The sequence below is a fragment of the Psychrobacter sp. NPDC078929 genome (assembly GCF_050267985.1).
Lineage (GTDB): Bacteria > Pseudomonadota > Gammaproteobacteria > Pseudomonadales > Moraxellaceae > Psychrobacter.
On sequence record NZ_JBNNFX010000038.1, the window covers coordinates 1 to 7,734 of the forward strand.

Here is a 7,734-nt window from a genome sequence, read left to right on the forward strand (position 1 = left end):
TGTTTGCGATAATCTAGGGAGTAAGTCATGGTTATTTATTGTGGTAATCGTTTAGTTGATTTATTTTATAACATTTTTGTGGTCAGGTGACTATAGATCTTTATATGAAATGGTTAACTTATTCAGAAAGTACCGTAGGAACGACATAGCAAGTTACAGAGCTAATGCAAAACTATCTCCAAGATTAGCAGTATTTGAGAGTATAGTGCATTGACTTACTACTCTATTATTTTAACAGTAGATTTTTGTCGAAATATCATTGCGAAATTCTAGCAGTAGTCAAAGTACTAGAATTTTGTTTTATTATTAGAAGATGCTTTCAAAGCTATAATAGCAATATATAAAGCATGGTGACTTATGTGTTTAGATTTATCTAAAACTAATTTTATTCAAAATGGATACAATGAGCATCTATCGCTATATATTTTCTATTTATAATGGATTGTTCGGGCTGTTATTAGAAACTAAATATTCTTTAGAATTAATTATATTTTATACATAGATTTAATGGCCAATGAACGATTTGTTCACTGCATTATTTCAGGAAAAACAATACCTCAATAGAGGCCACACTCTTATTTTATAGTTGGATTTATTATGAGCAAAAATAACGCAATTGATTTAGAAAATTTGAACGTGGATGAGTTACGTGCTATCACTGAAAACGCTCAACAACTTATCGCCAAAAAACAGCATCAACGTTTGTATGATGCCTATATGCAGTTCGAGCAGATTGCAGAAGATAGCAATGCAACGATCGAAGAGATACTGAAAGCTGGTGAAAAGTTAGAGAAAAAACGCAGTATTAAATATCGCAATACTGATGATCATAGTGAAACTTGGACTGGCCGTGGCCGTAAGCCAACATGGTTGGTTGAAGCGCTAGCAGCAGGTCGTGATATCGAAGATTTTGCTATTTAATTAGCTGTTTTCTTATAAAGTTACTTTCTGTGAACCAGTTAGAACATCCTATTTATAATGGTGTATTTACAACCATTTAGCGATAGATATAGCTGTTTTTCAGAAAATAAAAGCCAGTATCTTTACTGCCAGTATTTTGGCAAAAAGATACTGGCTTTTTTTCTGTCATCTATATGCCATTGTTTGTTATGATAATGACGTTTTTGTCTTATATAAGAGTTGTACGACTGTGGCCCAAGTATCTGAGTTTTCTCATAAACGTCCCCGTAAGCTCTGGTGGCTAGTGGGGTTTGTGTTGTTTGCGCTATTTGCTGTGTTGCAAATGCCAGCAGCATGGTTACTTGAGAAATACGCGCCAGATACGCCTTATGTGCAGCATTTATCTGGCAATGTATGGCAAGGTGCTGCCATTTGGCAATTGCCTATGTCATCGACGTCGCTCACAGGTACGGTGGAATGGTCATGGCAGCCTTGGCAGTTACTCATAGGGAAGCTAGGTGCGGATGTTAATATCCACTCAGCACAGACACGTCTGAATGGGCAAGCTAAACTTGGGTTAAACTCATGGCAAGTTGACAACATGAGTGGGAAAGTTGCACCTGAGACGCTAGCGAGTGTGGTCAACTGGCAACTGCCAAATACCCCTATTCAAGTAAATAATGTATCGCTAACGCGTCAGGCTGATAAAAATGACGCATCTAGTAGTGATCCTGCTAAAGACGTTAGCGGATTTAGTGCCGCGGATGGTCAATTGACTTGGGTTGGTGGTGAGGTAGGCTATCCTAGTGGTGGCAAAGTTTTTTATATTACGATGCCTGCTCTAAGAGCCGAGCTTAGTACAGAGCAAAAAAACAATAGAGATTTGCTGCATATCAATTTATTGAATAATCAAGATAAGCGTTTGGGAGATCTGTATCTCGATAGCGATAATATGCTCGATGTCAGTTTGACGCAGCGCTTGCTAGAAAACATGCCTGAGTATAAAGGACAAGCCCCTCAAGATACGCCAGTTGTCAGTGTGCGCCAGCCATTGTTAGCTGGTCTGGGGGCGAACTAAATGCTTAATATCGCCGCAAGCTTAAAACCTGTTATCAATACTCTCAATCGCCTTTCAGCTTGGCTATTATTGTTAGCTATTGCTTGGCTATGCTGGACAGCCGCCCGTCTTTTATGGTTATTACTAGCAGCACCTCTAGCGCCTGCATTGCCTTTAGCGCCTCTACAGAATAGTGCCAAATCCACCAAAGATTATAGCAGCTTATTTGCAATCTTCGCTGACCCCGATCCTATTACCGCAGCCGTGCAACCACCTCCCAACATTGAGCTAAAAGGCGTACTACTAGCCATACCTGAGAGCATGTCTTCCGCCTTATTAAATGTCAATGGCGAAGTCAAAAATTACCGCATCGGTGATGGGCTAAAAGACAGCGATTATACGCTCGTGGCTGTTGATTGGAATTCAGTCATTATCGCTGATGCTAACGATAAAGAAACCGTTATTAAAATGCCAGAGGCGATGCCATTAGACCAAAGTGATATGCTAGCAAGCGGAATAAGTAATCAGCGTTTGCCAAATAATAGCATGTTGCCTACAGCGCCCCAGCCAGTACAAAACGCTATTCCTGAGACAGAAGGGACAACTGGCGCAGACACTTCAAAAAGTCCACAGTCGGCTATCGAAGAAGCGGTTACGGCCTTGCAAGAAAACCCTGCCAGTTATCTAAGTAGAATGGGGGTGATGGCATCAGGTGAAAGTTACCAAGTCACAGCGGCGATGCCTGCTGGCCTACGTAATCGTTTAGGGCTTGAGCCAGGCGATAAGGTACTGACCGTCAACGGACAGAGCGTGGGTAATAACCCAGCGCAAGATGCTGGTGTACTTCAGCAAGTACAGCAAGCAGGTGAAGCGCAGATAGAGGTTCAACGTGGTGAGCAAGTTATTACGATTCGCCAGCAGTTCTAGCAAGGTAGGTTTTTAGCAAAATTGCTCCTTAAAAATTCAGCACATAGTAAGCAATATCACTGTAGGTAATCATCAATATGGTAAGTTTTCAGAATTTTTCAGCCACGCCTTTGTACCGTAGCCTGCAGCGTTTGATGCGCCTGTGCCGTCCACTTTGTCTGGCAGTGCCATTATGGGCTGCTGGTGTTGGTCTTGCCAATGCTGAGAGCTGGAAAGTTAATCTACAAGATGCTGATATCAAAGCCTTTATCAATGAAGTCGCGACCATCACGGATCAAAACTTTGTTCTTGATCCGCGTATCAATGGCAATGTCACGGTCATCTCCAATAAAGCCCTGTCCCGTGATGAGATTTATCAGCTATTTCTGAGCGTGATGCAAGTGAATGGTATCGCTGCGATTGAATCGGGAACGACGACAAAACTGGTGCCAGATAATATTGCTAAGCAATCTGGTGTGGCGGTTGATTTACGCGGTGATAGTGTTGGCGAATCGCTCGCCACTCGAGTTATTTATTTGACCAATACCCAAGCTGCAGAAGTATTAGGTGTTATTCGCCCATTGATGCCGCAGTCAGCTCACGCGGCCGCTGTACCTGGTGTCAATGCGCTAGTATTGTCCGATCGAGCAGACAGCCTTAACCAACTGACAGCCCTTATCCGTGATTTAGACAGTAATGTAAATGACAGTTTGCAAGTGATACCACTACGCCATGTCGATGCCGAACGTATGATGGAGTTGATTAGCGCCTTAGTCTCAAGTGCGGGTAGCGGGCAAGCTCAAGGTGGCAACAATCAGCTAAAGGTGATTGCTGATACGTCAAGCGATAGACTGCTAGTCAAAGGCAGTCCTGAAATGATTGCTAAAGTCCAAGAAATGGTCAATCAGTTGGATACCACGCCGACCAGACGTTTAAGTGGTCTACGTGTCTTTCGATTAAAGTATGCTAGTGCGGGTCATATCGCCGATATGTTACGCGGTTTACTCGCTAACCAATCTATCAATAGTGCTGGCGCGACCTCGACACTAGAATCAGCCTCACTAAATGATGTAAGCAGCACAGGCGCTGCAATTAATAATGCAGCTAGCGATAGCCTTGGTAGTAGCAGTGCGGCCGCTGTCTCGACTAGCAGCACAAGCGGAACAAGCACAGGGGTGGGCGGTCGTCCGTTTAGTATTATCGCTGATGAAACTCAAAATGCCGTTATCGTCAATGCCGCACCTGAGCTAATGTTTGAGATTGAAGATGCGGTCAACCAATTAGACAGTCGCCGTGCACAAGTATTGATTCAAGCGGCTATTGTTGAAGTGTCAGGCGATGATGCCACCCAGCTAGGCGTTCAATGGGCGTTAGGTAACGCCAATAGTGGCTATGGAGTGGTCAACTTTAATAATGTGGGAGCCAGCGCGACGACACTTGCGGCGGCTGCTTTAGCAGGGACGAGTACGGCAGGTATTAGCGCTGCTGCCAGCTCTATCGCGGGTGCACTGATAGGAATTGGAGACAGTCGCAAAGACAGTCAGGGCAATACAGAGTTTTATGGCGCTATTTTACAGGCGCTTGACTCATCTACCAGTGCCAACTTGCTATCCATGCCATCGATTTTGACATTGGATAATGAAAAAGCCAGTATCTTAGTTGGTCAAAACGTACCTTTTGTTACGGGTTCTTTTACCACCAGTGGCAATAATTCAAACAACCCATTTCAGACAATTGATCGCCAAGACATTGGTATTAATCTGAATGTCATTCCCCATATTGGTGACAATGGCACAGTACGATTAGAGGTCTCGCAAGAAGTCTCGTCAGTCGTACCAGGTAGTACGGGTAATGCCAGTGGGCTAATTACCAATAAAAGCCTTATTAATACGACCATTCTAGCGGATGATCAGCAAACGATTGCCTTGGGCGGCCTGATGCGTGACAACACCACCACACGTCAACAGAAGGTTCCTGGACTGGGCAATGTTCCTGTTATCGGTAGACTCTTTCGTTCTGACAACGACAGCACCCAAAAGAGCAATTTGATTATCTTTTTACAGCCGACTATCTTACGTGATGGCGGCGCGGTAGCGAGTGTGACTGAACGCAAATTCAATCAAATGCGAGTGTTGCAGCTGGTCATTGATAAAAACGGTACGATTAAGCAATTACCATTGAGTGGCACTGAAGGTTGGAATGGTAATGTCAGTGCGGATTACGAGCTCATGCCGCTCAACCCCCTTATCCCTAAACGTGATCAAGCGCCAAAATCTACTTCGCAAGGTTTTACGAGAGTAGATAGCCCGAATAGTGGTATCACGACCTATCCTCTTAATCGTTAAAATATTGGCCGTATATATAACGGTTAATGTGATTCAACTGGCATAAATTAATGTACGATGTAATAGATACTAGTTACATCGTACATTAGCTTGCGTATTCATAACACAGATAAACATAGCTGCTTTTATATTTAAGTATATTAGTTACTAATAAAATAATGAGTTACGTATTATGTTTTCCGCTACAGTAAATCAGAAACTAAGATGACAGATTATAAAAATACGAAAAAATGGTTTTTGCTAAGTGTGGCTGCAACTGCGCTATTGCTCATCCCTAGGCGCAGTAGTCGAAAGGACAATACGGAGACAGTAAATAATCATAATACCGTATCTGAGGGTATTGATATTGACGATGCTCACGAGAATGTAATTAGTAAATAGAAGCTAGTAATTAAAAAATAGAAGCTCAATAATGCGTCTATAGCAATATTCTTATATAAAAATACTTGTATAGTAAAAATTGCTTAGTGTTTATTACTCAATTCTATGTTCTGAAAAGTCAGTTTTGGAGTTTATTAATGTGTGGCAACAAATCAGTGACCATGGCTGAGAGAACAGATGCTAGAGAAGTTTTAAAAAATGTCTATTCTCTTATAGATACGCATACACATTTTGATGCTCCAGTGTTCGACAATGATCGCAAACAACAGGTAGAGCAGGCTTATAGTCAAGGTGTCTGTCACTTAGTGCTAGTAGGTTATTTATACCATTACTTTGATCGAATGTACGATACTCAAGACTCCATCAATGAACTGTCGCAATCGTCTGCGACCAAGGCAAACAACCAAGATAAATGCAATGTTACAGCCCATATCGCACTTGGCTTACACCCATTTTATATTGAGCAGCATACCGACGACCATTTAACACAACTTGAACAAATGGTGATAGAGCGTCGTCCATTAGCTATTGGTGAGATTGGATTAGACACCTTTACCGATGCAATGAAGCAGCCTGATATGTTTGCTAAACAAAAAAGGTTCTTTGCGGCGCAGTTGGATATAGCAGTAACCCACAATCTGCCAGTGATGCTGCATATTCGTAAAGCGCATGCTGAAGCGCTCGCAATATTAAAAGCGCATAAATACGATGCGCATAAATTAGGCGGTATTGCCCACAGCTTTAGCGGGGGTGAGCAAGAGGCAAAGGCTTTTGTAAAATTAGGGTTTAAGCTTGGTGTCACGGGTCAGATTACCAATCCGAAGGCCAAAAAACTGCGCCGTGCTATTCAAGTAGCAGTTGAGAGTCATGGCATCGAATGCTTGGTCATTGAAACGGATTGTCCAGATATGACACCTATTATGTGTCAGGTATCGGATGATACTGATTCACATGATAGAAATATACCAGCCAATCTGCCATGGGTATTAGCAAGCTTGAGTGAGCTATTAGAAATACCACATGATAAACTTGCTAAGCAATTGTGGCAAAATAGCTGTGATGCTCTGAAAGTAGACTGGGCTTATTCAGTGTAACTGTGCTACTTATAAGAAAAGCATCGTTGTAATTAGACGCTAAAAAGTACTAGCCAAATAAATGACAACCAAAATATTTGAAAAGAGAATTTGATCTGTTATGAGTGACACGCGACAATTTGAACAACCAGAATCCGTCGAAGACAGTCTTGCACAAGACGAATCGCGCCAACAAGATGAGCAGTACGATCGTCGTTTTCAAGGTACACGGACACTATATGGTACCTCTGCGGTTAATACTTTTTCGGCAGCTCATGTCTACATTATTGGTGTAGGAGGGGTGGGCTCTTGGGCAGCAGAGGCGCTGGCTCGGACAGCAGTGGGAACGATTACGTTGATTGATTTGGATGTATTGGTTGCTTCTAATGTCAATCGCCAACTGCCTGCATTGGACAGCACATTTGGTCAAAGTAAAATTGAAGCAATGGCAACTCGTATTAGAGAGATTAATCCCACAGTAACATTAAATTTAGTCGATGACTTTTTGACAGTAGATAATGTCGCCACACTTCTACCAAGTCGTGAAGCGGTCAAATCCGCTACTGCTCAGGGGAAACCGATTGTTATCTTAGATTGTGTAGACGATATGAATGCTAAATTAGCAATTGCTTTACACTGTCGTTTTAATAAACTAAAGTTGGTCTGTGCGGGCGGTGCAGGTGGTAAGATAGATCCAAGTCAGATTAGAGTAAGTGATTTGCGTGACTGTTATCAAGATCCACTACTTGCAAAGTTACGCAACAAGTTACGCCACGAAAAAGGCATTAATAGTGCTTTAAAAGAGAAATTTGGTATCAAATGTGTCTATTCGACAGAGCCGCCAATTGTAGATAAAAGCTGTCAAACAGGCGGTTTACAGTGCGGTGGTTATGGCTCAGCAGTGGTCGTTACGTCAGTGGTGGCGATGATTATGGTGAGTGAAGCATTACAATTATTAATAAGACAGACGAGTCGTAACTAGGGCGTGTCTTCAATTGGATAAGCCCTAAATAATAGTTACAATACCGCATCTATTGAGTCGATGCGAGAAATACAAGTTATGGCAAGAAAA

The 7,734-nt window shown here is 42.3% G+C and carries 7 protein-coding genes; all 7 read left to right on the top strand.

Annotation, left to right across the window (positions count from 1 at the left end):
• The first annotated feature begins 597 nt into the window (after positions 1–597).
• The 7 genes from ACQKCG_RS13490 (at position 598) to ACQKCG_RS13520 (ending at position 7,644) form a co-directional block, all read left to right on the top strand.
• Positions 598–921: an H-NS family nucleoid-associated regulatory protein gene (locus ACQKCG_RS13490; RefSeq protein ID WP_101204384.1), complete on the top strand. Its 324-nt coding sequence runs from the start codon at positions 598–600 to the stop codon at positions 919–921.
• 229 nt (positions 922–1,150) lie between these two features.
• The gene (gene gspN / locus ACQKCG_RS13495) at positions 1,151–1,978 is read left to right on the top strand and encodes a type II secretion system protein N (RefSeq protein ID WP_101204385.1); all 828 of its coding nucleotides are present in this window, start codon (positions 1,151–1,153) and stop codon (positions 1,976–1,978) included.
• The gene (locus ACQKCG_RS13500; RefSeq protein ID WP_101204386.1) at positions 1,979–2,884 is read left to right on the top strand and encodes a type II secretion system protein N; all 906 of its coding nucleotides are present in this window, start codon (positions 1,979–1,981) and stop codon (positions 2,882–2,884) included. It begins immediately after the preceding gene.
• Positions 2,885–2,961: 77 nt separating this feature from the next.
• Entirely contained in the window at positions 2,962–5,208 is a 2,247-nt protein-coding gene (gspD, locus tag ACQKCG_RS13505) for a type II secretion system secretin GspD (protein ID WP_101204387.1), read from the top strand.
• Between the two features lie 204 nt (positions 5,209–5,412).
• Positions 5,413–5,589, top strand: coding sequence for a hypothetical protein (locus tag ACQKCG_RS13510; RefSeq protein ID WP_157822715.1), 177 nt, complete (start codon positions 5,413–5,415; stop codon positions 5,587–5,589).
• Positions 5,590–5,750: 161 nt separating this feature from the next.
• Entirely contained in the window at positions 5,751–6,683 is a 933-nt protein-coding gene (locus ACQKCG_RS13515) for a TatD family hydrolase (protein WP_101204389.1), read from the top strand.
• A gap of 100 nt (positions 6,684–6,783) precedes the next feature.
• Entirely contained in the window at positions 6,784–7,644 is an 861-nt protein-coding gene (locus ACQKCG_RS13520; protein ID WP_101204388.1) for a tRNA threonylcarbamoyladenosine dehydratase, read from the top strand.
• Positions 7,645–7,734 lie beyond the last annotated feature (90 nt).

Bases quoted from the DNA above. Each gene is read 5' to 3' on its own strand.
- ACQKCG_RS13520 (WP_101204388.1), top strand. From the start codon at position 6,784: ATGAGTGACACGCGACAATTTGAACAACCAGAATCCGTCGAAGACAGT.
- ACQKCG_RS13510 (WP_157822715.1), top strand. From the start codon at position 5,413: ATGACAGATTATAAAAATACGAAAAAATGGTTTTTGCTAAGTGTGGCT.
- ACQKCG_RS13515 (WP_101204389.1), top strand. From the start codon at position 5,751: ATGGCTGAGAGAACAGATGCTAGAGAAGTTTTAAAAAATGTCTATTCT.
- gspD (WP_101204387.1), top strand. From the start codon at position 2,962: ATGGTAAGTTTTCAGAATTTTTCAGCCACGCCTTTGTACCGTAGCCTG.
- ACQKCG_RS13500 (WP_101204386.1), top strand. From the start codon at position 1,979: ATGCTTAATATCGCCGCAAGCTTAAAACCTGTTATCAATACTCTCAAT.
- ACQKCG_RS13490 (WP_101204384.1), top strand. From the start codon at position 598: ATGAGCAAAAATAACGCAATTGATTTAGAAAATTTGAACGTGGATGAG.